Source organism: Polynucleobacter sp. AM-7D1, from assembly GCF_018688455.1.
Taxonomy (GTDB): domain Bacteria; phylum Pseudomonadota; class Gammaproteobacteria; order Burkholderiales; family Burkholderiaceae; genus Polynucleobacter.
In genome coordinates this window covers 721,529-742,843 of the sequence record NZ_CP061319.1, presented here as the reverse complement: position 1 = coordinate 742,843, position 21,315 = coordinate 721,529, and the positions used below count along the sequence as shown (strand labels likewise).

The window sequence follows — 21,315 nt, the reverse complement described above, 5'->3', positions numbered from 1 at the left end:
TTGCTTTATTCGATTAACGATAAGGCGCATCAGCTGCGCGGTTAGCGGAAATATCTTTTTCATACTTATCGCCTACAGCTAAAAGCATTTCTTTGGTGAAGTACAAATCTCCACGCTTATCTCCGAAATACTCAAAAATATTCGTTTCAACAATAGCGTCTACTGGGCAAGCTTCTTCGCAAAAGCCACAGAAAATACACTTAGTTAAATCAATGTCATATCGGCTGGTGCGACGAGTACCATCATCACGTTCAGCAGTTTCAATCGTAATGGCATAGGCAGGACATACTGCCTCACACAATTTGCAACCAATACAACGCTCTTCCCCGTTTTCATAACGGCGCAAAGCATGCAAACCGCGGAAGCGAACAGACTGTGGAGTCTTCTCTTCTGGATATTGAACAGTGATTTTTGGCTTAAAGAGATAGCGACCGGTAATCGACATACCAGTCAAAATATCTTTGAGCATCAAGCTATCGAGGAATTGGGAAATTTTCTTAAACATGATTGATCAACTTATTTCCAAATATTCCATGGAGATACAACCCATGCGCCAACGACAACCACCCAGAATACGCAGATGGGAATAAAGATCTTCCAACCCAAACGCATGATTTGGTCATAGCGATAGCGTGGCAATGTGGCACGCAACCAAATGACGCAAGACAAGAGGAAGAAGGTTTTAGCAAATAGCCAGAAGAAACCTGGGATACCACGCAGGATTGGCAAATCAACAATTGGTAACCAGCCGCCCAAGAACATCGTTGCAGATAATGCAGCAATTAAGATCATGTTGGCATATTCAGCCAAGAAGAACATTGCAAAAGCCATACCGGAGTACTCGACCATATGGCCAGCAACAATCTCAGACTCACCCTCAACCACGTCAAATGGATGGCGATTGGTTTCAGCTACACCAGAGATAAAGTAAATCACGAACATTGGGAGCAATGGCAACCAGTTCCAAGAAAGGAAGTTCAATCCCATACCAGCAAAGTAACCCTGCTCTTGGGAAGCAACGATGTTACTCAGATTCAAAGAACCTGAAGTCAGCAATACGGTGACCAACGCAAAACCCATCGCAATTTCGTAAGAAATCATTTGTGCTGATGCACGCATTGCGCCAAGGAAAGGATATTTGGAGTTAGATGACCAACCCGCCAAAATCACGCCATAAACACCAATGGATGAGATTGCCATGACGTACAGCAAACCTGCATTGACGTCTGCCAAGACCATTTTGGCCTGGAAGGGAATTACCGCCCAAGCAGCAAAAGCCGGCATGATCACCATTACCGGTGCAATGAAATACAAAACCTTGCTAGACCGAGTAGGAGAAATAATCTCCTTCATGAGCAACTTCAAAGCGTCAGCAATAGGTTGTAGCAAACCTAATGGACCAACACGGTTTGGTCCTAGTCGGATATGCATCCAGCCGATTAACTTACGCTCCCAAAGAGTCATGTATGCAACGGCGCCAAACATCGGCAACACGATGATCACGATACGTACCAAAGCCCAAACGAGTGGCCATAGTGAGCCAAAGATGGCCTCACCTTGGGTGGTAACGAGGTTCAAGAAATTATCCATCTCGTCCCTTATGCCTTACTAACAGTTACTGGACCAAACATCGATCCCAATTTAGCGCTAGCCATCGTGCCCGCAGAAATTCTGACAGCGCCTTGAGCTAAATTCGCTTCCAATGTGGCCGGCAAATCTACGGACTGATCATCTTGAGTCACTCGCACAGCATCGCCCTCTTTCAAGCCCAACTCATTAAAGAGCGCTTGACCCAATCCAATCTGATTTCCACGCTTAGCATCACGCGTTAACTGCAATGCTGACGAACGGCGGACAATTTGGTCGCCGGCGTAAATACCAACATCAGATAAGCGTTCTAAACCTGCTGCTACAGCTGCGTTTCCATTAGTCAATCCACTTGCAGTGGATTGATTTGATAACTTGGTGTAATAGTTTTCACCAAGCGCTTCACCCAAGACCTCTTCAGGCATGTTGTACAGGAAGCCATCTAAATTCAATAAGCCGCCTAGAACACGTAACACTTTCCATGCTGGACGAGAATCACCCAACGGTTTTACCGCTGGTTGAATCGTTTGTGCACGGCCTTCTGAATTAACAAAAGTAGAAACCGTCTCTGTGAATGTAGAGATCGGCAGAATGACATCGGCTACCTCAAGGAGGTCAGCACTCTTATATGCACTCAAGGCAATCACTGTACTGGCTTTAGCCAAAGCAGCACGCGCTTGCGTAGGATTAGGCAAGTCAGCGTCTGGCTCGATATTCATCAAGATGACAGCACGACGATCACCAGAAAGTACTGATTCAACACCAACACCGTTGGCATTAACCAAGCTAGCACCAACAGCATTACCGCCAACAGGTAAGAAGCCTAAAGTAGCGCCAGTTTGCTCAGCAATGAATTGCGCCAAGACATGTAAGTCAGATGCTTGTGGATGCGCAATTGCAGCGGAGCCTAGCAATACTGAAGAAGACGTACCAGACAGCAAGCTATCCGCAATTTTTTGTGCAGTAGCAGAAACTGTTAAGTTAGGCGTGCCTGCTGGAGCAGTTGCAGATTTTGCTTTAGCCACAGCCAAGGCAACTTCACTTAATGTATTGAGCCATGCGCTTGGAGTTGCAGCAATACCAGTATTAGAAATTAACCAGTCATCACCACCCGCATCAATACGTGAGACTTGCAAGCCACGCTTTGTGCCGGCACGTAAACGGGCGGCAATCAATGGCTGCTCTTTACGCAAGAAGCTACCAATTAACAACACGCGATCGAGCTCACTTAATTTGCTAATCGGCATACCCAACCATGGGGCTGAAGCTGCGCCTTTGACGTCAGCTTGACGTAAACGAGTCTCAACTTGATTCGAACCCAAACCGCGAATCATTTTTTGAAGCAAGAACAACTCTTCGGTGCTAGAGATTGGGTGCGCTAATGCAGCAACTGCTTGAGAACCGCTCTCAGAAGAGATAGTTTTTAGTGAATGGGCAACGTAGTCCAGGGCGGATTGCCAATCGGTCTCTAACCACTGACCGCCCTGCTTCACCATTGGGGTAGTTACACGATCAGCGCTGTTCAAGCCTTCGTAGGCGAAGCGATCACGGTCACTAATCCAGCATTCATTAATTGCATCATTCTCTAAAGCAACAACGCGCATTACTTTATTAGCTTTTGTTTGAATAGTCGTATTAGCACCCAGACTGTCATGAGGGCTAACTGAACGCTTACGGCCTAATTCCCAAGTACGCGCAGCATAGCGGAAAGGCTTGCTGGTTAATGCACCTACTGGGCACAAATCAATCATGTTTCCAGAAAGTTCAGAATCAATAGTCTGACCTGCAAAAGTCGTGATTTCAGAATGCTCACCGCGATTGACCATGCCCAATTCCATGACGCCGGCAACTTCTTGGCCAAAACGTACGCAACGGGTGCAATGAATACAGCGGGTCATCTCTTGCATGGAAATAAGAGGACCAACATTCTTATGGAATACAACACGCTTTTCTTCTTCGTAGCGTGAATTGGATTTACCGTAACCCACCGCTAAATCTTGTAACTGGCACTCACCACCTTGATCGCAAATTGGGCAATCCAATGGATGGTTAATTAAAAGGAACTCCATCACTGAACGTTGAGCTTCAACTGCTTTAGCAGAATGCGTAAACACCTTCATGCCCTGCGTTACTGGTGTTGCGCAAGCTGGTAATGGCTTTGGCGCCTTCTCTACTTCTACCAAACACATACGGCAGTTAGCAGCGATAGATAATTTCTTGTGATAGCAGAAGTGAGGAATGTAAGCGCCGAGCTTGTTCGCGGCATGCATCACCATCGAACCTTGCGGAACTTCTACTGCCTTACCATCTAATTCGATTTCAACCATGCTCACTTTAAGATGTCCCGTGCTCAATGTCTTATAAAGGTTTTGCAGAATCTAAGCAGCGCTTATGTTCTACGTGATACGCAAATTCATCCATGTAATGCTTCAACATGCCACGAACGGGCATAGCAGCCGCATCACCCAAAGCACAAATCGTGCGACCCTGAATGTTTGCTGCTACATCGTTTAATAAATCCAAATCTTCTGGACGACCTTCGCCATGCTCAATGCGGTGAACGATGCGCCACAACCAACCAGTACCCTCGCGACATGGAGTGCACTGACCGCAAGATTCTTCATGATAGAAATAAGACAAGCGCTCTAAGGCACGAACCATACAGCGGGTTTCATTCATGACGATGACCGCGCCAGACCCCAACATAGAGCCTGCTTTGGCAATGCTGTCGTAGTCCATTGTGAGAGTCATCATCTCGGCACCCGGAATTACTGGGGAAGAAGATCCACCAGGAATAACTGCCTTCAATGGAATACCATCGCGCATACCACCAGCAAGCTTCAATAATTCAGCAAATGGAGTCCCCAGTGGGATCTCGTAATTGCCTGGATAAGTCACATCGCCAGAGATAGAGAAAATCTTTGTACCGCCGTTATTGGGCTTACCTAAGTCCAAATAAGCCTGGCCACCAATTGCCATAATGAATGGCACGGCAGCAAAAGTTTCGGTGTTATTAATTGTGGTTGGCTTGCCGTACAAACCAAAGCTTGCAGGAAATGGAGGCTTAAAGCGTGGCTGACCCTTCTTACCTTCAAGCGACTCTAAAAGCGCAGTCTCTTCACCACAGATGTATGCACCCCAACCTGGAGCAGCATGCAATTGGAAGTTGAAATCACTTCCCATGATTTTATCGCCGAGATATCCAGCAGCACGGGCCTCTTCAAGCGCCTCTTCGAAGCGCTCATAGACTGCAAAAATTTCACCGTGGATATAGTTGTAACCCACAGAGATACCCATAGTGTAGGCGCCGATAATCATGCCCTCAATCAAGGCATGCGGGTTGTAACGCATGATGTCGCGGTCTTTAAAAGTACCAGGCTCACCTTCGTCACTATTACAAACTAAATATTTTTGACCGGGAAATTGACGGGGCATGAAGCTCCATTTCAATCCCGTTGGGAAGCCTGCGCCTCCACGACCACGTAAAGATGATGCCTTTAGTTCAGCAATAATTGCATCAGGTGCGATTTTGTCATTGATGATACGACGCAACTGTTGATAACCACCACGGCTTTCGTAATCTTTTAAACGCCAATTCTCACCATTCAATCCAGCGAGAATCAAAGGCTTAATGTGTCTGTCGTGCAAGCTGGTCATGCTGCTTTCCCTTCCGCACGGAGTTCTTTCAAGAGAGTATCAATCTTTTCTTTACTCATGAAACTACACATGCGCTTGTCATTGACGAGCATTACAGGAGAGTCTCCACAAGCGCCCATGCACTCACCCTCTTTCAAGGTAAATGTGCCACAAGGGGTTGTCTCGTTATAGCCGATGCCTAATGTTTCTTTTAAATACGTTGCAGCAGTTTCACCATGAGTTAACTGGCAAGGTAGATTTGTGCAAATTACTAATTTGTACTTACCAATCGGTTTGGTGTTGTACATATTGTAGAAAGTAGCCACTTCATCAACTGCAATCGTTGGCATTTCTAAAATTTGAGCAACTGTAGCAATCACCTCTGGTGACACCCAACCTACTTCAGTTTGGGCAGCAATCAATGAGGCCATCACTGCAGATTGTTTTTGGTCTGGAGGATATTTCGCGACATTGCGCGCAATATCTGCGAGCGTTTTGTCTGAAAGTTGAAGGGTTGTTGTCATGAATTCATCCTTGGCGCGCTGTATTAGCGGTCAATCTCCCCGAACACAATATCTTGGGTACCAATAATGGTTACAGCATCAGCCAACATGTGGCCACGTGACATCTCATCCATTGCAGATAAATGTACGAATCCTGGTGCACGAATTTTCATGCGGTATGGCTTATTAGCACCATCAGAAATCAAATAGATACCAAACTCACCTTTTGGATGCTCAACCGCAGAGTAAGCCTCGCCATCAGGAACGTGCATACCTTCAGTAAAGAGTTTGAAATGGTGAATCAGCTCTTCCATATTGGTCTTCATATCTACACGCTTTGGTGGAGATACTTTATGGTTGTCACTCATGACGGGGCCATCGTTTGCCTTGAGCCAAGCTACACATTGCTTGATGATGCGATTCGATTGACGCATTTCTTCCATGCGAACTAAATAGCGATCATAAGAGTCACCATTCACACCAACAGGAATATCAAAGTCGAGTTTGTCGTAAGTTTCGTAAGGTTGTTTTTTACGTAAGTCCCACTCAATACCAGAGCCACGCAACATTGGACCTGTGAAGCCGAGCTGCAAAGCGCGCTCAGGAGTTACAACGCCAATACCAACTAAACGCTGCTTCCAAATACGATTATCAGTAAGGAGATTGCAATACTCATCTACATTGGCATCAAAGCGGCCGGAGAAGTCTTCAATGAAATCGAGTAGTGAACCACTACGACTTTCATTTAAACGCTTGATTGCAGAAGTGCTACGAATCTTAGACTTAGAGTACTGCGCCATTTGCGTTGGCAAGTCACGATAGACTCCGCCTGGACGGTAGTAAGCAGCATGCATACGAGCACCAGAAACGGCTTCGTACATATCAAAAATATCTTCACGGTCACGGAAGGCATACAAGAACACGGCCATCGCGCCAACGTCTAAACCATGACAACCAATCCACAAGAGGTGATTGAGTAAGCGAGTTAACTCGTCATACATCACGCGGATGTATTGAGCACGCAATGGAACATCTACCTGAAGCAACTTTTCAATCGCCATCACATAAGCATGTTCGTTAGCCATCATCGAGACATAGTCCAAACGATCCATATAAGGAACGTTCTGAATCCAAGTACGTGTCTCAGCTAATTTTTCTGTAGCGCGATGCAATAAACCAATGTGCGGATCAGCGCGTTGAATCACCTCACCATCAAGCTCCAGCACTAAACGCAATACGCCGTGAGCAGCAGGATGCTGAGGACCAAAATTGAGGGTGTAGTTCTTAATTTGTGCCATGACTTAAACCGGACCTCCGTACTGCTCTTCACGCACGATACGCGGTGTAATTTCACGCGCTTCTATCGTGACTGGCTGATACACCACACGCTTCAACTCTGGGTCATAGCGCATTTCTACGTTCCCAGAGATTGGGAAATCTTTTCTAAATGGGTGGCCGATGAAGCCATAATCGGTCAAGATACGACGCAAGTCTTCATGGCCGTCAAACAAGATGCCGTAGAGGTCAAACGCTTCACGTTCAAACCAGTTAGCCGCAGACCAAACAGGAGTTAATGAAGCAACAATCGGATAAGCATCTTCTGGAGCAAATACACGTACGCGTAAACGCCAGTTATGAGCAATAGACAACAGGTGAGTAACAACGCCAAAGCGCTGACCGCCCCACTGCCCTTCACGGTAATCTTGATAATCTACACCGCACAAATCAATCAATTGCTCAAAAGCCAAGGAAGGATCATCGCGTAACAACATGGCAGATTCAAAATAGGTATCCGCATTAACGACAACAGTAACTTCGCCCAAGGCGACTTCAATAGATTGAGCGCGCTTACCTAAAACTTTTTCTAGATTGGCTGCGAGTTGAACTAAACGATCTGACATGATTTAAGCCTTCCGCGCAATCGTGCTAGTACGAGCGATCTTCGATTGCAACTGAATGATTCCGTAGATCAACGCTTCTGCAGTTGGGGGGCAGCCAGGAACATAAATATCCACTGGGACGATACGGTCGCAACCGCGAACTACTGAATACGAGTTATGGTAATAACCACCACCATTGGCACAAGAGCCCATGGAGATTACCCAACGTGGCTCTGGCATTTGGTCATAGACCTTACGAAGAGCTGGAGCCATCTTGTTACACAAAGTACCAGCCACAATCATCAAGTCTGATTGACGTGGAGACGGGCGGAAAACTACACCAAATCGATCCAAGTCATAACGGGATGCGCCCGCATGCATCATTTCTACAGCGCAGCAAGCAAGGCCAAAAGTCATTGGCCATAAAGAGCCATTACGCGTCCAGTTAATTAACTGGTCTGCAGTAGTGGTAACAAATCCTTCTTTGAGAACGCCTTCTAATGCCATATCGATCACTCCCAGTCGAGAGCGCCCTTTTTCCAGATGTACACAAAGCCCACAATGAATTCCAATAAGAAAATCACCATGGAAGCGTAGCCAAACCAGCCAATGTCACGTAAAGCAACGCCCCACGGGAACAGGAAGGCGGTTTCTAAGTCAAATAAGATAAATAGGATGGCAACGAGGTAATAGCGCACGTCAAATTTCATACGCGCATCTTCGAAAGCTTCAAAACCACACTCATAGGGAGACAGTTTTTCAGCATCCGGCTTCGAAGGAGCCAAGATTTTTCCGAGGAACATGGGGACTAAACCCACCCCAATACCTACAAGGATGAAAAGCAGAACGGGAAAGTAGTTAGCGAGATTCAAAATGGCCCTAAGTCGTTCGTCTGGTAATTCCTAATTAGCTACAAATTATCAATTATTCCGGCATGCAAAACCTTGATTTACAGCATAAATCCCTACAAATTCTACAATTTGGTGCCGACGGCGAGACTCGAACTCGCACAGCCTAAGCCACTACCCCCTCAAGATAGCGTGTCTACCAATTTCACCACGTCGGCATCTTGTAAAACCCATCAATTCTACTGCATTGCACCACTGAGTTACCCCAAAAATAGGGGCACAGAGTGCTTAAAACCTACTTTTTTTACTTTGGAACAGCCGGCTTAGTCGGATCCTGGGCTGGAGCAGCTGGGGCTGGGGCTGGAGCCACAACCGGCGCTACAGTGCCAGACAAAATTCCAGCGCTAACTTCCTTTTTATTTCCAATCCAAGTAATCCCTAAAGTGCAGACAAAAAAGACTGCCGCAAAAATAGCAGTTGTGTGGGATAGGAAATTGGCTGAACCACTGGCGCCAAAAAGACTGCCTGAGGATCCAGAACCAAAAGCAGCGCCCATATCAGCACCCTTACCCTGCTGCAACAACACAAGCAAGATCACAGCCAAAGCTGAAATTACCTGCAAAACGATCAATAAAGTCTTAAACCATTCCATGGCTTATCTCCAAATAAAAAAACTAGGCCTGACAAATGGCCAGAAAATCCTGCGGGCTTAAAGAAGCACCCCCAATCAATCCACCATCAATATCCGGCATTGCAAATAGTTCAACGGCATTGTCAGGTTTAACGCTGCCGCCATACAAAATTCCCACATGGGAAGCTACATCCTCATCAAACTCCGCTAACTGCAAGCGGATTGCTCGATGCATATCTTGAGCCATTTGAGCACTTGCCACCTTGCCAGTGCCAATAGCCCAAATAGGCTCATAAGCAATCAGGCAGTCAGCCAAACGATCTTGCAAAATGGCCACTTGTTTTGAAATTTGACCTCTGACAACCTCAATCTCACGACCAGAATTTCGCTCATCTGCAGACTCACCAACACAGATTACAGGGATCATGCCGTTATCAAGCACCTGAAGGGCCTTCTCTGCAACCTGCTCATCAACCTCGTGATGATATTGACGACGCTCAGAATGGCCAACAATCACATAAGCACAATTCAATTCTTTGAGCATGGAGGCTGCAACCTCTCCGGTATAGGCGCCAGCTGCATAAGCCGATACATCCTGAGCACCTAAGCTTAAAAAAGCTAAAGAGCAATTCTGAATTAGCTCACCGCACTGCGATAGGTAAGGAGAAGGAACACACACTGCATACTTGCGACCAGCAGGCATTCCCTGCTCCATACCACGGCAAACGACCTTGACCCAGTCTGCATTGCTTGCAAGACTGCCGTTCATTTTCCAGTTGCCGATAACAGTGAGTGGGCGCATTAAATCTAGCTCAGTACTTAAACAGTGAGGACAATCTTGCCAACGTGCTCAGAAGACTCCATCAAACGATGGGCGTCAGCAGCCTGATCCAAGGTAAATGTTTTATAAATCACTGGCTTCAACTTGCCTGCATCTAACAAAGGCCAGATACGTGCATGTAACTGCTGAGTAATTTGCTTCTTGAATGACACTGGACGTGGGCGCAAGGTAGAACCGGTAATGGTTAAACGACGACGCAAAATTTGTCCGGTATTTACTTCAGCCTTTGATCCGCCCATGATCGCAATAATCACAATGCGACCATCATCAGCCAAGCAATCAATTTCTTTTTGTACGTAAGCACCGGTAACCATATCAAGAATAACGTTGACACCCTTACCGTCTGTTGCCTTCTTCACTTCTTCTGCAAAATCTTGTGTCTTGTAGTTGATCGCCAGGTCAGCACCTAAAGCCACGCAAGCTGCGCACTTCTCATCGGTGCCAGCAGTCACGAATACTTTATGACCCAGAGCCTTGGCAATCAAAATGGCAGTCACACCGATGCCACTTGAACCACCTTGAACTAGCAAGGTTTCACCTTCAGACAACTCACCACGCATGAAGACGTTGCTCCACACAGTGTAAAAAGTTTCAGGCAATGAGGCTGCTTCATGATCGGTAAATCCTTTTGGATAAGGCAAGCATTGTGCAATGGGAGCGGTACACAATTCTGCGTAACCACCGCCTTGCACAAGAGCACAAACCTTATCGCCAACTTTGAGACCAAACAGATTATCAGCGTGAGCTAAGTCGCCGCCGATAATCTCACCCGCTACTTCGAGACCGGGAATATCCGATGCGCCTGCTGGCACTGGGTAATGGCCTTTACGCTGTAAAACGTCTGGGCGATTAATCCCAGCAGCAATTACCTTAATCAAAATCTCGCCCGTACCAGCAGCCGGAGCCACTGGATCAGGACGAGTGGCAGCCACCAGCATTTCTGGTGCGCCAAATTCTTTGATTTCCATTACGCGCATATGAACTCCGCTCGCTAACTGAATGGCTTAGTAAATAACTTAAGCAGTTTCGCCAGATGCAGGTGCAGCCTCAGTCGCGCCAGCCAAAGGAGCAATCGTGCCACCTTCATCAGCCATTGCAGCCTTGAGAGATAAACGCAAACGACCACGCTCATCAGCAGCCAACAACTTCACGCGTACTACTTGGCCCTCTGCTAAATAGTCCTTAACTTCTTTTACACGCTCATTAGAAATTTCTGAGATGTGTAAGAGACCATCTTTACCAGGAAGGATGTTTACTAAAGCACCGAACTCGAGCAACTTCACAACTGGGCCTTCGTAGATCTTGCCTACTTCAGCTTCAGCAGTAATACCTTCGATACGCGCTTTTGCTTCAGCCATACCTTCAGCAGAAGTAGATGCGATTGTTACTGTGCCGTCATCTTTAATATCGATGCTGCAACCGGTTTCTTTAGTCAAGGCTTGAATTGTTGCGCCGCCTTTACCAATTACTTCACGAATCTTATCTGGATGAATCTTGAAAGAAACCATGCGTGGAGCATGTGCAGACAATTCAGTGCGAACTGAACCCATCGCTTCTTGCATCTTGCTCAAAATATGCAAACGGCCTTCTTTAGCTTGAGCCAATGCAACTTGCATAATTTCTTTAGTGATACCTTGAACTTTAATATCCATTTGCAAAGCAGTAATACCGTTAGCAGTACCCGCTACTTTAAAGTCCATATCGCCTAAGTGATCTTCATCGCCCAAGATATCTGTTAACACAGCAAAACGGTTGCCATCCAAAATTAAGCCCATTGCAACACCAGCAACGTGCGCCTTCACAGGAACACCAGCATCCATCATTGCTAAACAGCCACCACAAACAGAAGCCATTGAAGAGGAACCATTGGACTCAGTAATCTCTGAAACCACGCGAATGCTGTAAGCGAAATCTTCTGCGCTTGGCAATACTGGAATCAATGCGCGCTTAGCCAAACGGCCGTGACCAATTTCACGACGCTTAGGGCTACCTACACGACCTGTTTCGCCAGTTGCAAACGGAGGCATGTTGTAGTGGAACATGAAGCGATCACGGTACTCACCTTCGAGCGCATCAATGATCTGCTCATCACGCGCAGTACCCAAAGTAGCAACTACGAGTGCCTGTGTCTCACCACGAGTAAACAATGCTGAACCGTGGGTACGTGGCAATACGCCATTACGAATTTCAATCGGACGAACAGTGCGTGTGTCGCGACCATCAATACGTGGCTCGCCATTCAAAATCTGGCTACGGACAATCTTCGCTTCGATTTCGAACATGATGTCGCTAACAGCAACCGCATCAACATCACCCTCTTCAGCTAACTTAGCTAAAACTGTTTTAGAGATCTCTTTGAGCTTGTCTGAGCGAGCACCCTTTTGACGAATTTGATAAGCCTCACGCAATGGCGCTTCAGCCAATGCAGTGACCTTAGCAATGAATGGCTCATCTTTAGGAGCAGCAGTCCAATCCCACTCTGGCTTGCCAGCTTCGCGTACTAAATCATTGATTGCGTTGATCGCAGTTTGCATTTGGTCATGGCCAAATACAACCGCACCCAACATCACTTCTTCAGATAACTGATTAGCTTCTGACTCAACCATCAAAACAGCAGCTTGCGTACCAGCAACAATCAAATCCATTTCGCTAGTAGCTTGCTCTGTACGAGTAGGATTCAAGAGATATTGGCCGTTAGCATAACCAACACGCGCTGCGCCAACTGGACCAGCAAATGGAATACCTGAAACAGCTAAAGCTGCAGAAGCAGCGATCAATGCAGGAATATCCGCAGGCACATCCGGGTTGATAGACAACACATGCACCACAACCTGAACTTCATTCAAGAAGCCTTCTGGGAATAATGGGCGCAATGGGCGATCGATCAAACGGGAGATCAATGTCTCTCCTTCTGATGGGCGACCTTCACGACGGAAGAAGCCACCAGGAATTTTTCCTGCAGCGTAAGTTTTTTCGAGGTAATCAACAGTCAATGGGAAAAATGACTGGCCTGGCTTAGCTGATTTAGAAGCCACAACCGTACCCATCACTACTGTGTCGTCAACGTTAACGATGACAGCACCACCAGATTGGCGAGCGATCTCGCCTGTTTCCATAGTTACTTGATGGTTACCCCATTGAAACGTTTTTACTGCTTTTTTAAACATCGTCATTCTGATCTTCTCCAAATTGTTCACGTAAAAGCCACATGGTTTTTACGCTTGTCGTGGGATAAAGCAGTGTCACGACAACACTGGAGCGTTTAAAGATCACAAGGGATGCCATTCCAGGGAGGCACTGAATTCTTCAATCCAGAAACTCATTGGAATGACACGATCCCCTACACAAATAATCTTGAAGCGCTCAAAAAACATGCCATCTGCTTAAGACTGAATCTGTTACGAAACAACCTTAAGAAAGATGGCATTGCAATACCGATAAGAATTACTTACGGAGACCTAATTTCTCGATCAATGCGCGGTAGCGACCCAAATCCTTGCCCTTGAGATAATCCAAGAGGCGGCGGCGGCGTGAAACCATCTTCAACAAACCACGACGGCTGTGATGATCCTTAGCGTTAGCTTTGAAATGGGGGGTTAATTCGTTGATACGGGCTGTTAGCAATGAAACTTGAACTTCAGGGCTACCTGTATCGTTTGCGCTGCGCGCGTTTTCTTTGACGATTTCCGCCGTTTTAATATCAGCAACTGCCATTTTCATGCTCCTAACTTGCGAACACCTGAGCTTTCACCCAAATTGTGTCGTGTATTTATTAATCAAATAAAACAAAAAAGCTTTAAAAATCAAAGCCCTCGAATTGTAGCAGAGAGAGGCCGTAAAAATGAGACCCCTTGCTTCATAACTTGCTATTCTCTAAGAATCCTTTCAATCATTTATCCAGAAATAATCAATAAAATCAATAACTTATGAAAATTTATCGCCTGACCACCCCTACTTTTGCTTTGGTTTTAGGTACTTTTTGCCTCAATAACAGTGCTTTTGCACAGTTTTCCAATCCTTTTGCGACTCAAAAGACGGTTGCTCAGCAACGGGAAGACATTCTTAAAACGAGCAATGACACCCTTAAAGCTCTATACCAAGTACAGCCCAAGGCAAAAGAACTGATCGAAAAGTCTGTTGGCTATGCCACCTTTAGTAACTTTGGCATGAAGATATTCATTGCAGGCGGAGGTACCGGCAGCGGCGTAGTCATCCAAAAGGATGGGCTTAAGCCAATTTATATGAATATGGCTGAAGTACAAGCTGGTCTTGGCTTTGGAATTAAATCATTCCAGAACATCTTTGTATTTCAGACAAAAGCTGCCTTAAATGACTTCGTCAATTCCGGCTGGACCTTTGGCGGTCAAATGACTGCAGCCGCCAAATACGAAAAGGATGGCGATGCCTACCAAGATGCAGCGGTCGTTGCACCCGGCGTGCTGATGTACCAATTAACTGACTCAGGCCTTGCCGCTGAAATCACCGGCAAGGGCACCAAGTATTACAAAAATACAGACCTCGATAAATAAGATGTGTAATTCAGAAGTGCCGCAAATACGACCCAAATATTTAAGGCGTCATTTGCGCATTAAGCTTAGCTTGACTCGGATCATGCAATTTATTGAGCGCAGATAAATACGCTTTCGCTGACGCAGCAATAATGTCCGGATCAGTTCCAACACCATTGACGATGCGACCGCCCTTAGCCAAACGCACAGTTACCTCACCCTGAGACTGCGTACCTGAAGTGATTGCGTTGACCGAGTAAAGCAATTGCTCTGCCCCACTCTTCACAATCTCTTCAATCGCATTCAGGCTAGCATCAACCGGGCCATTACCTTCAGCCTCAGAGCTTGTCTCTTTATCGCCAACCCGAAAGGTGACTTTAGATTTTGGACGTTCACCTGTTTCAGAATGCTGACTCAAGGAGATAAATTTATAAAACTCACCCTCTTCTGCTGCAGCAGAATCCGACATGATCGCAATAATGTCTTCATCAAAGATTTCTGATTTTTGATCGGCTAATGTTTTAAAGCGAACAAATGCCTCATTCAAATCTGCTTCAGCTTCAATCGCAATGCCCAACTCTTGTAAACGCTGTTTGAATGCATTGCGACCCGACAGTTTGCCCAAGACGATCTTATTAGCAGACCAACCCACATCTTCAGCGCGCATGATTTCATAGGTATCGCGATTCTTCAAGATGCCATCTTGGTGAATGCCGGAGGTATGCGCAAAAGCATTAGCGCCAACGACCGCCTTGTTTGGCTGAACAACAAAACCGGTAATTTGCGATACCAATTTAGATGCCGGAACAATCTGAGTAGCATCAATGCCGCACACCATATCAAAGTAGTCCTTACGTGTGCGCAAGGCCATCACAATTTCTTCCAAGGCCGTATTACCAGCACGCTCGCCCAAGCCATTAATGGTGCACTCAATTTGGCGCGCACCACCAATCTTCACGCCTGCCAACGAATTGGCAACAGCCATACCTAAGTCATTGTGGCAATGAACAGACCAGACTGCTTTATCTGAATTCGGGACACGGGTACGCAGAGTCTTCATGAATTCGCCATATAACTCTGGCGTGGCATAGCCTACGGTATCAGGGATATTGATGGTAGTTGCACCCTCATTGATCACTGCTTCAACTACTCTGCATAAGAAATCCATTTCTGAGCGATAGCCATCTTCCGCTGAGAACTCAATATCTTCAGCCAAGTTTCTGGCAAAGCGAATGGAACGCTTGGCTTGCTCCAATACCTCCTCTGGAGACATCCGCAATTTCACTGCCATGTGTAATGGGCTGGTAGCCAAGAATGCATGAATGCGTTTTGCATTGGCAGCCTTCAACGCATCCGCTGCGCGCGTAATATCTTTGTCATTGGCACGGGCGAGTGAGCATACGATGGAATCCTTTACCGCAGCGGCAACTGCAGAGATCGCTTGGAAGTCGCCCTCAGAGCTCGCAGCAAATCCAGCCTCGATCACATCAACCTTGAGACGCTCTAACTGGCGAGCAATACGCACCTTCTCATCCTTAGTCATTGAGGCACCAGGCGACTGCTCGCCATCACGCAAGGTGGTATCAAAAATGATTACTTTGTCGCTCATCACTACTCTCCGGTTCAGTATTACTTAATTAGTTTTCTACTTAATTACAAATCTAAAAACAAAAACCCCAGCAATTTGCTGGGGCTGGTATGTGGTGGCTAATGAATTACTTTGATCTCATTAACTCAGGCCTTACCTACCCCAAGCTGTAAGCTTAGTGCCAGTAGAAGAAGACCGGAAAGAAGTGAGAAATTTATCAACATGGATTAAATATAACCTAAAAATCGGGTTTTAGCTAAAACGGCGACCACTAAGTCGTTCCCATGCCCAAATGACATAACCTGAAATGGAATACACCACAAAGAGGCCAAATAGAGTTAATGGTGGATTCGAGGAGATCAAGACAAAGGTCAAAATCATCAAGACCATCACGCCAAATGGAACCCGGTAGCGAACATCCAAGGCTTTACCGCTATAAAAGCGAGCGTTAGATACCATTGTCAAGCCAGCATAAACGGCCAAGAAGAAAGTAATCCACGGAATGGCGCTATCGCGGACAGGTATCTTGTTGTCATCAGCAAGCCAAATAAAGCCAGCCATTAATGAGCCAGCAGCTGGACTAGGCAAGCCCTGGAAAAACTTCTTATCAACAACGCCGGTATTGACGTTAAAACGAGCCAAGCGCAAAGCAGCACCGGCGCAATAGGTAAAGGCAGCTAACCAACCCCACTTACCTAAATCTTTTAGAGCCCACTCATACGCAACCAAAGCTGGGGCCACACCAAATGAGACCATATCGGCCAAAGAGTCATATTGTTCGCCAAAAGCACTTTGGGTATTGGTCATTCGGGCAACACGACCATCCATACCATCCAAAACTAAGGACGCAAAGATGGCAATCGCCGCCATCTCAAACTGGTGGTTCATCGCATTGACGATTGCAAAGAAACCGCAGAACAAGGCTGCAGTAGTAAATGCATTCGGAAGCAGGTAAATACCTTTGCTACGTTTACGCGGCTTATCCTTGTGTAACTCTTCTACTTCGAAATCAATTTCATCGCCAAGATCTTCTGCCCACTCGTCTTGAGTGCGATCGGTGCGGTTACGTGCCAAGCGACTACGATCAATACGGCCACGACGACGAAATGTACTCAAAGAATATTCCCAGTTAAAACGACTTAATTAATCTAAGCCGGGTACGCGAGCTAATGCGGTGTTCGTAGCAAAAACTTTATCGCCAACACTAACCAAAGGCTCAGCTGTTAAAGGTAAATATACATCGACACGGGAGCCAAAGCGAATAAAGCCGTAACGCTCCCCCGCTTTCAGTCTATCGCCCACATGGATATAACAAAGAATACGGCGAGCGATGAGGCCTGCAACTTGAACCAAAGTCACGATTTGACCATTAGCATCAATCACTACGGCATTGCGCTCATTTTCAGTAGAGGCTTTATCTAAATCGGCATTCACAAACTTGCCAGGAAAATACTGAATCTCTTTTACCAAGCCATTGACTGCGCTACGGTTGGAGTGAACGTTAAATACATTCATAAAAACACTAATCTTCAAAGCCTCACGACCCGCATAAGGATCATTGGCTTTTTCTACAACGACAATACGGCCGTCAGCTGGAGATAAAACTAAGTCACGACCGATGGCAGCAATACGCTGCGGATCGCGGAAGAACTGCAGAACAAAGATAAAGATGATCCACAAAGGCCATGACCATGCAATACCACCTAGATAGTGGACTAGCAAAGTGACAGCCCCCACTAATGCCAAATACGGCCAACCTTCTTTCGCAATAATGGGGTGCGGATACATCATCTTTGTTCTGAGCCTTGTAAGTTACTGCTATTAATTTCTAACTACTTGTTACTTTGTTTTAACTTAGTTCTTAGTCTGGTCAACTAACTTGTTCTTCGCAATCCAAGGCATCATGGCGCGCAATTTCGCACCAACTACCTCGATGTCATGCTCAGCATTCAGGCGACGACGTGAAATCAAAGTAGGTGCACCTGCTTTGTTTTCCAAGATGAAGCTCTTAGCGTACTCACCAGTCTGAATATCTTTCAGGCACTGACGCATTGCGTTCTTAGTATCTTCAGTTACAACACGTGGGCCAGTCACATACTCACCATACTCAGCGTTGTTAGAGATGGAGTAGTTCATGTTGGCGATACCACCTTCGTAGATCAAGTCAACAATCAACTTGAGCTCATGCAAGCACTCGAAGTAAGCCATTTCAGGAGCGTAACCAGCTTCAACCAAAGTTTCGAAACCAGCTTTGATCAATTCCACTGCACCACCGCAAAGAACAGCCTGCTCACCGAACAAGTCAGTTTCAGTTTCTTCGCGGAAATTTGTTTCGATGATGCCGGCACGACCGCCGCCGTTTGCTGTTGCATAAGACAAAGCAACATCACGAGCAGAGCCAGATTTATCTTGGTACACAGCGATCAAATGGGGAACGCCACCACCTTGAGCATAAGTACCACGAACAGTGTGGCCTGGTGCTTTAGGGGCAATCATGATGACGTCTAAGTCAGCACGTGGCTGAACTTGACCGTAGTGAACGTTAAAGCCGTGAGCAAATGCCAATGCAGCACCCTGCTTAATATTTGGATGTACTTCTTTGTTGTACACCTCAGCGATTTGCTCATCAGGCAAGAGCATCATGACTACATCTGCATCTTTAACAGCTTCGCCAACTTCTTTAACTGTCAAGCCAGCATTCGCAGCTTTGCTCCAAGAAGCACCGTCTTTACGCAAACCAACAGTCACGTTGCAACCTGAATCTTTGAGATTCAAAGCATGTGCGTGGCCCTGTGAACCGTAACCAATGATGGTAACTTTTTTGCCTTTAATGAGGGACAAATCAGCGTCTTTATCGTAAAAAACTTTCATGCTCTTTCCTTGTATTGAAAATGTAGTTAATTCAGTAATCAGTTAAAAAAATTAAACCTTGAGGATACGTTCGCCGCGCCCAATACCAGAACCACCCGAACGGACAGTTTCCAGAATTGATGCACGGTCAATCGAATCAATAAAGGCATCCAATTTAGCGCCATCACCAGTCAATTCAATGGTGTAGCTCTTATCAGTCACATCAATGATGCGACCACGGAAGATATCCGTTGTACGCTTCAACTCTTCGCGCTCTTTACCTACCGCGCGAACTTTAATCATCATCAACTCACGCTCGATATGAGGGCCTTCAGTCAAATCAAATACCTTAACTACCTCAACTAGACGATTTAAGTGTTTGGTAATTTGCTCAATCACATCTTCAGAACCAATCGTGACAATCGTCATGCGAGAGAGTGAAGGATCTTCAGTAGGTGCAACACTCAATGTTTCAATGTTGTAACCACGTGCAGAGAATAAGCCAACAACTCGGGACAATGCGCCTGGTTCGTTCTCTATCAATACAGAAATAATATGTCGCATTAGAGATCCTCGCTACCCAAAAGCATTTCAGTAATACCCTTACCCGCTTGAACCATTGGCCAAACGTTTTCTTCTGGGTCGGTCTGGAAATCCATAAACACAGTGCGATCTTTTAAACGAATCGCTTCTTTGAGGGCGCCTTCAACATCGGACTTCTTCTCAATGCGCATGCCAACGTGGCCAAAAGCCTCAGCCAACTTCACAAAGTCTGGCAATGAATCCATATACGAACTGGAGTAGCGCTTGTTATAGGTCAACTCTTGCCATTGACGAACCATACCGAGGTAACGGTTGTTCAATGAAACAATCTTCACAGGGGTGTCGTATTGCTTGCAAGTAGACAACTCTTGAATACACATTTGAATCGAACCTTCACCTGTGATGGTGAATACGTCTTTATCAGGGAATGCCTTCTTGATACCCATGGCATACGGCAAGCCAACGCCCATCGTACCCAGACCACCAGAATTAATCCAACGACGTGGCTTATCAAACTTGTAAAACTGAGCGGCCCACATTTGATGCTGACCTACGTCAGAGCAAATGAATGCATCGCCACCAGTAAGCTCCCATAACTTCTGAACAACGTACTGAGGCTTCACAATTTGCGAAGCTTCGTCGTACTTCAGACAATCTTTTTTGCGCCACTCGTTAATCTGCTCCCACCATGCCGCTAACTTGGCATCATTCTTACGTGGACCAGCAGCTTTAAGCTGAACAGTCATCTCTTGCAATACTTCTTTAAGATTGCCAACAATAGGCACATCCACTTTCACCCGCTTTGAAATCACGGATGGATCGATATCAATGTGAATGATCTTGCGTGGATGACTTGCAAAGTGTGCGGTATTACCAATAACGCGATCATCAAAACGAGCACCAATTGCAATCAACACGTCGCTGTGCTGCATCGCCATATTGGCTTCGTAAGTACCGTGCATACCGAGCATCCCGAGGAACTGAGGACTTGTTCCTGGGAATCCACCAAGGCCCATCAGGGTATTGGTTACTGGATAGCCTAGCAAATCAGCAAACTCTTTTAACTCAGGTGCGGCATCAGCCAAGATAACGCCACCACCGGTATAGATGTATGGGCGTTCTGCTTCTTGCAATAAAGAAACTGCCTTACGAATCTGCCCACTATGCCCTTTAATGACTGGGTTATAGGAGCGCATCTCTAGGGTATCTGGATAAATAAATGGTCCCTTCGCAGCAGAGACATCCTTAGGAATATCAATTAATACCGGGCCTGGACGACCGGTCTGTGCGATGTGAAAAGCTTTCTTAATAACTAAAGGAAGGTCTTTTACATCTTTCACTAAGAAGTTGTGCTTTACCACTGGGCGAGTAATACCAACGGTATCCGCTTCTTGGAAAGCATCCTCACCGATCGCGTACGTAGGCACGTTACCGCTAATGACCACCATTGGGATGGAGTCAGTGTAAGCAGTCGCAATTCCGGTAACCGCATTGGTTACACCTGGACCTGAAGTGACTAGAGCAACGCCAACCTTACCGGTTGCGCGCGCATAGCCATCGGCCGCATGAACTGCTGCTTGCTCATGACGAACAAGAATATGTTCGAACTTGTCCTGCTTAAAGATTTCATCATAGATAAAGAGAACGGAACCGCCTGGGTAACCCCAAACGTATTCAACACCCTCTTTGTGCAATGCCTTCACCAACATCTCGGCGCCAATCATTTCAGGCGCATTCGCTGTGGAATTTGGGTTTGCTGTGTCTTGGTTAGCTTTAGAAGCTAAAAATTCGGCGCTGCTTGTATTCATTTTCTTTCGTCCTTTGCAATTTTCGGCAAAAAATTGTTTGGTCTGTTCTGTCTCCTGCTTGTGGCCTGAGTTCGAACGGCGCTGCTACCGGA

General features: G+C 46.2%; 21 protein-coding genes and 1 tRNA gene. 1 reads left to right on the top strand and 21 read right to left on the bottom strand.

Annotated features, from left to right (window positions below):
• Positions 1–13: 13 nt before the first annotated feature.
• The 15 genes from nuoI to rpsO all read right to left on the bottom strand — a co-directional run bounded on the left by nuoI (position 14) and on the right by rpsO (position 13,640).
• Positions 14–505: an NADH-quinone oxidoreductase subunit NuoI gene (nuoI, locus tag GQ359_RS03870; RefSeq protein WP_215387656.1), complete on the bottom strand. Its 492-nt coding sequence runs from the start codon at positions 503–505 to the stop codon at positions 14–16.
• Between the two features lie 11 nt (positions 506–516).
• Complete coding sequence (gene nuoH / locus GQ359_RS03865; RefSeq protein ID WP_215387655.1) at positions 517–1,590, bottom strand: NADH-quinone oxidoreductase subunit NuoH; 1,074 nt, start codon at positions 1,588–1,590, stop codon at positions 517–519.
• 8 nt (positions 1,591–1,598) lie between these two features.
• On the bottom strand, positions 1,599–3,914 hold the full coding sequence (gene nuoG / locus GQ359_RS03860; protein WP_215387654.1) for an NADH-quinone oxidoreductase subunit NuoG: 2,316 nt from the start codon (positions 3,912–3,914) through the stop codon (positions 1,599–1,601).
• 31 nt (positions 3,915–3,945) lie between these two features.
• Complete coding sequence (gene nuoF / locus GQ359_RS03855; protein ID WP_215303344.1) at positions 3,946–5,244, bottom strand: NADH-quinone oxidoreductase subunit NuoF; 1,299 nt, start codon at positions 5,242–5,244, stop codon at positions 3,946–3,948.
• Positions 5,241–5,747 (bottom strand): NADH-quinone oxidoreductase subunit NuoE, encoded by a 507-nt coding sequence (gene nuoE, locus GQ359_RS03850; protein WP_215303342.1) that lies wholly within the window; start codon positions 5,745–5,747, stop codon positions 5,241–5,243. The genes nuoF and nuoE overlap by 4 nt, the downstream gene beginning before the upstream one ends.
• A gap of 23 nt (positions 5,748–5,770) precedes the next feature.
• Positions 5,771–7,024, bottom strand: a complete 1,254-nt coding sequence (locus GQ359_RS03845; RefSeq protein WP_215303341.1) for an NADH-quinone oxidoreductase subunit D — start codon at positions 7,022–7,024, stop codon at positions 5,771–5,773.
• A 3-nt stretch (positions 7,025–7,027) separates the two neighbouring features.
• Complete coding sequence (locus GQ359_RS03840; RefSeq protein ID WP_215387653.1) at positions 7,028–7,627, bottom strand: NADH-quinone oxidoreductase subunit C; 600 nt, start codon at positions 7,625–7,627, stop codon at positions 7,028–7,030.
• A 3-nt stretch (positions 7,628–7,630) separates the two neighbouring features.
• Positions 7,631–8,113, bottom strand: coding sequence for an NADH-quinone oxidoreductase subunit B family protein (locus tag GQ359_RS03835; protein WP_011902891.1), 483 nt, complete (start codon positions 8,111–8,113; stop codon positions 7,631–7,633).
• 5 nt (positions 8,114–8,118) lie between these two features.
• On the bottom strand, positions 8,119–8,478 hold the full coding sequence (locus tag GQ359_RS03830) for an NADH-quinone oxidoreductase subunit A (RefSeq protein WP_215303332.1): 360 nt from the start codon (positions 8,476–8,478) through the stop codon (positions 8,119–8,121).
• 109 nt (positions 8,479–8,587) lie between these two features.
• Positions 8,588–8,672: transfer RNA gene (locus tag GQ359_RS03825), tRNA-Leu, on the bottom strand.
• Between the two features lie 86 nt (positions 8,673–8,758).
• Positions 8,759–9,106, bottom strand: coding sequence for a preprotein translocase subunit SecG (gene secG, locus GQ359_RS03820; protein ID WP_215387651.1), 348 nt, complete (start codon positions 9,104–9,106; stop codon positions 8,759–8,761).
• A gap of 22 nt (positions 9,107–9,128) precedes the next feature.
• Positions 9,129–9,887: a triose-phosphate isomerase gene (tpiA, locus tag GQ359_RS03815; RefSeq protein WP_215387649.1), complete on the bottom strand. Its 759-nt coding sequence runs from the start codon at positions 9,885–9,887 to the stop codon at positions 9,129–9,131.
• Between the two features lie 17 nt (positions 9,888–9,904).
• Positions 9,905–10,903 carry an NAD(P)H-quinone oxidoreductase gene (locus GQ359_RS03810; protein ID WP_215387648.1) on the bottom strand — a complete coding sequence of 333 codons (999 nt, stop codon included), beginning with the start codon at positions 10,901–10,903 and terminating at the stop codon, positions 9,905–9,907.
• A 39-nt stretch (positions 10,904–10,942) separates the two neighbouring features.
• The gene (pnp, locus tag GQ359_RS03805; protein ID WP_215387647.1) at positions 10,943–13,099 is read right to left on the bottom strand and encodes a polyribonucleotide nucleotidyltransferase; all 2,157 of its coding nucleotides are present in this window, start codon (positions 13,097–13,099) and stop codon (positions 10,943–10,945) included.
• Positions 13,100–13,370: 271 nt separating this feature from the next.
• Complete coding sequence (rpsO, locus tag GQ359_RS03800) at positions 13,371–13,640, bottom strand: 30S ribosomal protein S15 (RefSeq protein WP_015420915.1); 270 nt, start codon at positions 13,638–13,640, stop codon at positions 13,371–13,373.
• 212 nt (positions 13,641–13,852) lie between these two features.
• Here rpsO and GQ359_RS03795 point away from each other — a divergent pair, with 212 nt between their 5' ends.
• Entirely contained in the window at positions 13,853–14,455 is a 603-nt protein-coding gene (locus tag GQ359_RS03795) for a YSC84-related protein (protein ID WP_215387645.1), read from the top strand.
• Positions 14,456–14,495: 40 nt separating this feature from the next.
• Here the strand turns inward: GQ359_RS03795 and GQ359_RS03790 are convergent, their stop codons facing one another.
• From GQ359_RS03790 to GQ359_RS03765, 6 genes are all read right to left on the bottom strand, one after another.
• Complete coding sequence (locus tag GQ359_RS03790) at positions 14,496–16,043, bottom strand: 2-isopropylmalate synthase (RefSeq protein WP_215387643.1); 1,548 nt, start codon at positions 16,041–16,043, stop codon at positions 14,496–14,498.
• 231 nt (positions 16,044–16,274) lie between these two features.
• Complete coding sequence (gene pssA / locus GQ359_RS03785; RefSeq protein WP_215387641.1) at positions 16,275–17,138, bottom strand: CDP-diacylglycerol--serine O-phosphatidyltransferase; 864 nt, start codon at positions 17,136–17,138, stop codon at positions 16,275–16,277.
• Positions 17,139–17,165: 27 nt separating this feature from the next.
• Positions 17,166–17,813, bottom strand: coding sequence for a phosphatidylserine decarboxylase (locus GQ359_RS03780; RefSeq protein ID WP_215387640.1), 648 nt, complete (start codon positions 17,811–17,813; stop codon positions 17,166–17,168).
• A 63-nt stretch (positions 17,814–17,876) separates the two neighbouring features.
• Positions 17,877–18,893, bottom strand: a complete 1,017-nt coding sequence (ilvC, locus tag GQ359_RS03775) for a ketol-acid reductoisomerase (protein ID WP_215334776.1) — start codon at positions 18,891–18,893, stop codon at positions 17,877–17,879.
• Between the two features lie 51 nt (positions 18,894–18,944).
• Positions 18,945–19,436: an acetolactate synthase small subunit gene (ilvN, locus tag GQ359_RS03770; protein ID WP_015420909.1), complete on the bottom strand. Its 492-nt coding sequence runs from the start codon at positions 19,434–19,436 to the stop codon at positions 18,945–18,947.
• Entirely contained in the window at positions 19,436–21,223 is a 1,788-nt protein-coding gene (locus GQ359_RS03765) for an acetolactate synthase 3 catalytic subunit (RefSeq protein WP_215387638.1), read from the bottom strand. Before GQ359_RS03765 ends, ilvN begins: the two co-directional genes overlap by 1 nt.
• Positions 21,224–21,315 lie beyond the last annotated feature (92 nt).

What these genes read in the sequence shown, in the direction of transcription:
- GQ359_RS03795 (WP_215387645.1), top strand. Translation starts at nt 13,853, where the DNA reads ATGAAAATTTATCGCCTGACCACCCCTACTTTTGCTTTGGTTTTAGGT.
- ilvC (WP_215334776.1), bottom strand. Translation starts at nt 18,893, where the DNA reads ATGAAAGTTTTTTACGATAAAGACGCTGATTTGTCCCTCATTAAAGGC.
- nuoF (WP_215303344.1), bottom strand. Translation starts at nt 5,244, where the DNA reads ATGACCAGCTTGCACGACAGACACATTAAGCCTTTGATTCTCGCTGGA.
- nuoI (WP_215387656.1), bottom strand. Translation starts at nt 505, where the DNA reads ATGTTTAAGAAAATTTCCCAATTCCTCGATAGCTTGATGCTCAAAGAT.
- tpiA (WP_215387649.1), bottom strand. Translation starts at nt 9,887, where the DNA reads ATGCGCCCACTCACTGTTATCGGCAACTGGAAAATGAACGGCAGTCTT.
- GQ359_RS03780 (WP_215387640.1), bottom strand. Translation starts at nt 17,813, where the DNA reads ATGATGTATCCGCACCCCATTATTGCGAAAGAAGGTTGGCCGTATTTG.
- GQ359_RS03765 (WP_215387638.1), bottom strand. Translation starts at nt 21,223, where the DNA reads ATGAATACAAGCAGCGCCGAATTTTTAGCTTCTAAAGCTAACCAAGAC.
- GQ359_RS03790 (WP_215387643.1), bottom strand. Translation starts at nt 16,043, where the DNA reads ATGAGCGACAAAGTAATCATTTTTGATACCACCTTGCGTGATGGCGAG.
- nuoE (WP_215303342.1), bottom strand. Translation starts at nt 5,747, where the DNA reads ATGACAACAACCCTTCAACTTTCAGACAAAACGCTCGCAGATATTGCG.
- ilvN (WP_015420909.1), bottom strand. Translation starts at nt 19,436, where the DNA reads ATGCGACATATTATTTCTGTATTGATAGAGAACGAACCAGGCGCATTG.
- nuoH (WP_215387655.1), bottom strand. Translation starts at nt 1,590, where the DNA reads ATGGATAATTTCTTGAACCTCGTTACCACCCAAGGTGAGGCCATCTTT.
- GQ359_RS03845 (WP_215303341.1), bottom strand. Translation starts at nt 7,024, where the DNA reads ATGGCACAAATTAAGAACTACACCCTCAATTTTGGTCCTCAGCATCCT.
- pnp (WP_215387647.1), bottom strand. Translation starts at nt 13,099, where the DNA reads ATGACGATGTTTAAAAAAGCAGTAAAAACGTTTCAATGGGGTAACCAT.
- GQ359_RS03840 (WP_215387653.1), bottom strand. Translation starts at nt 7,627, where the DNA reads ATGTCAGATCGTTTAGTTCAACTCGCAGCCAATCTAGAAAAAGTTTTA.
- GQ359_RS03835 (WP_011902891.1), bottom strand. Translation starts at nt 8,113, where the DNA reads ATGGCATTAGAAGGCGTTCTCAAAGAAGGATTTGTTACCACTACTGCA.
- GQ359_RS03810 (WP_215387648.1), bottom strand. Translation starts at nt 10,903, where the DNA reads ATGCGCGTAATGGAAATCAAAGAATTTGGCGCACCAGAAATGCTGGTG.
- secG (WP_215387651.1), bottom strand. Translation starts at nt 9,106, where the DNA reads ATGGAATGGTTTAAGACTTTATTGATCGTTTTGCAGGTAATTTCAGCT.
- nuoG (WP_215387654.1), bottom strand. Translation starts at nt 3,914, where the DNA reads ATGGTTGAAATCGAATTAGATGGTAAGGCAGTAGAAGTTCCGCAAGGT.
- rpsO (WP_015420915.1), bottom strand. Translation starts at nt 13,640, where the DNA reads ATGGCAGTTGCTGATATTAAAACGGCGGAAATCGTCAAAGAAAACGCG.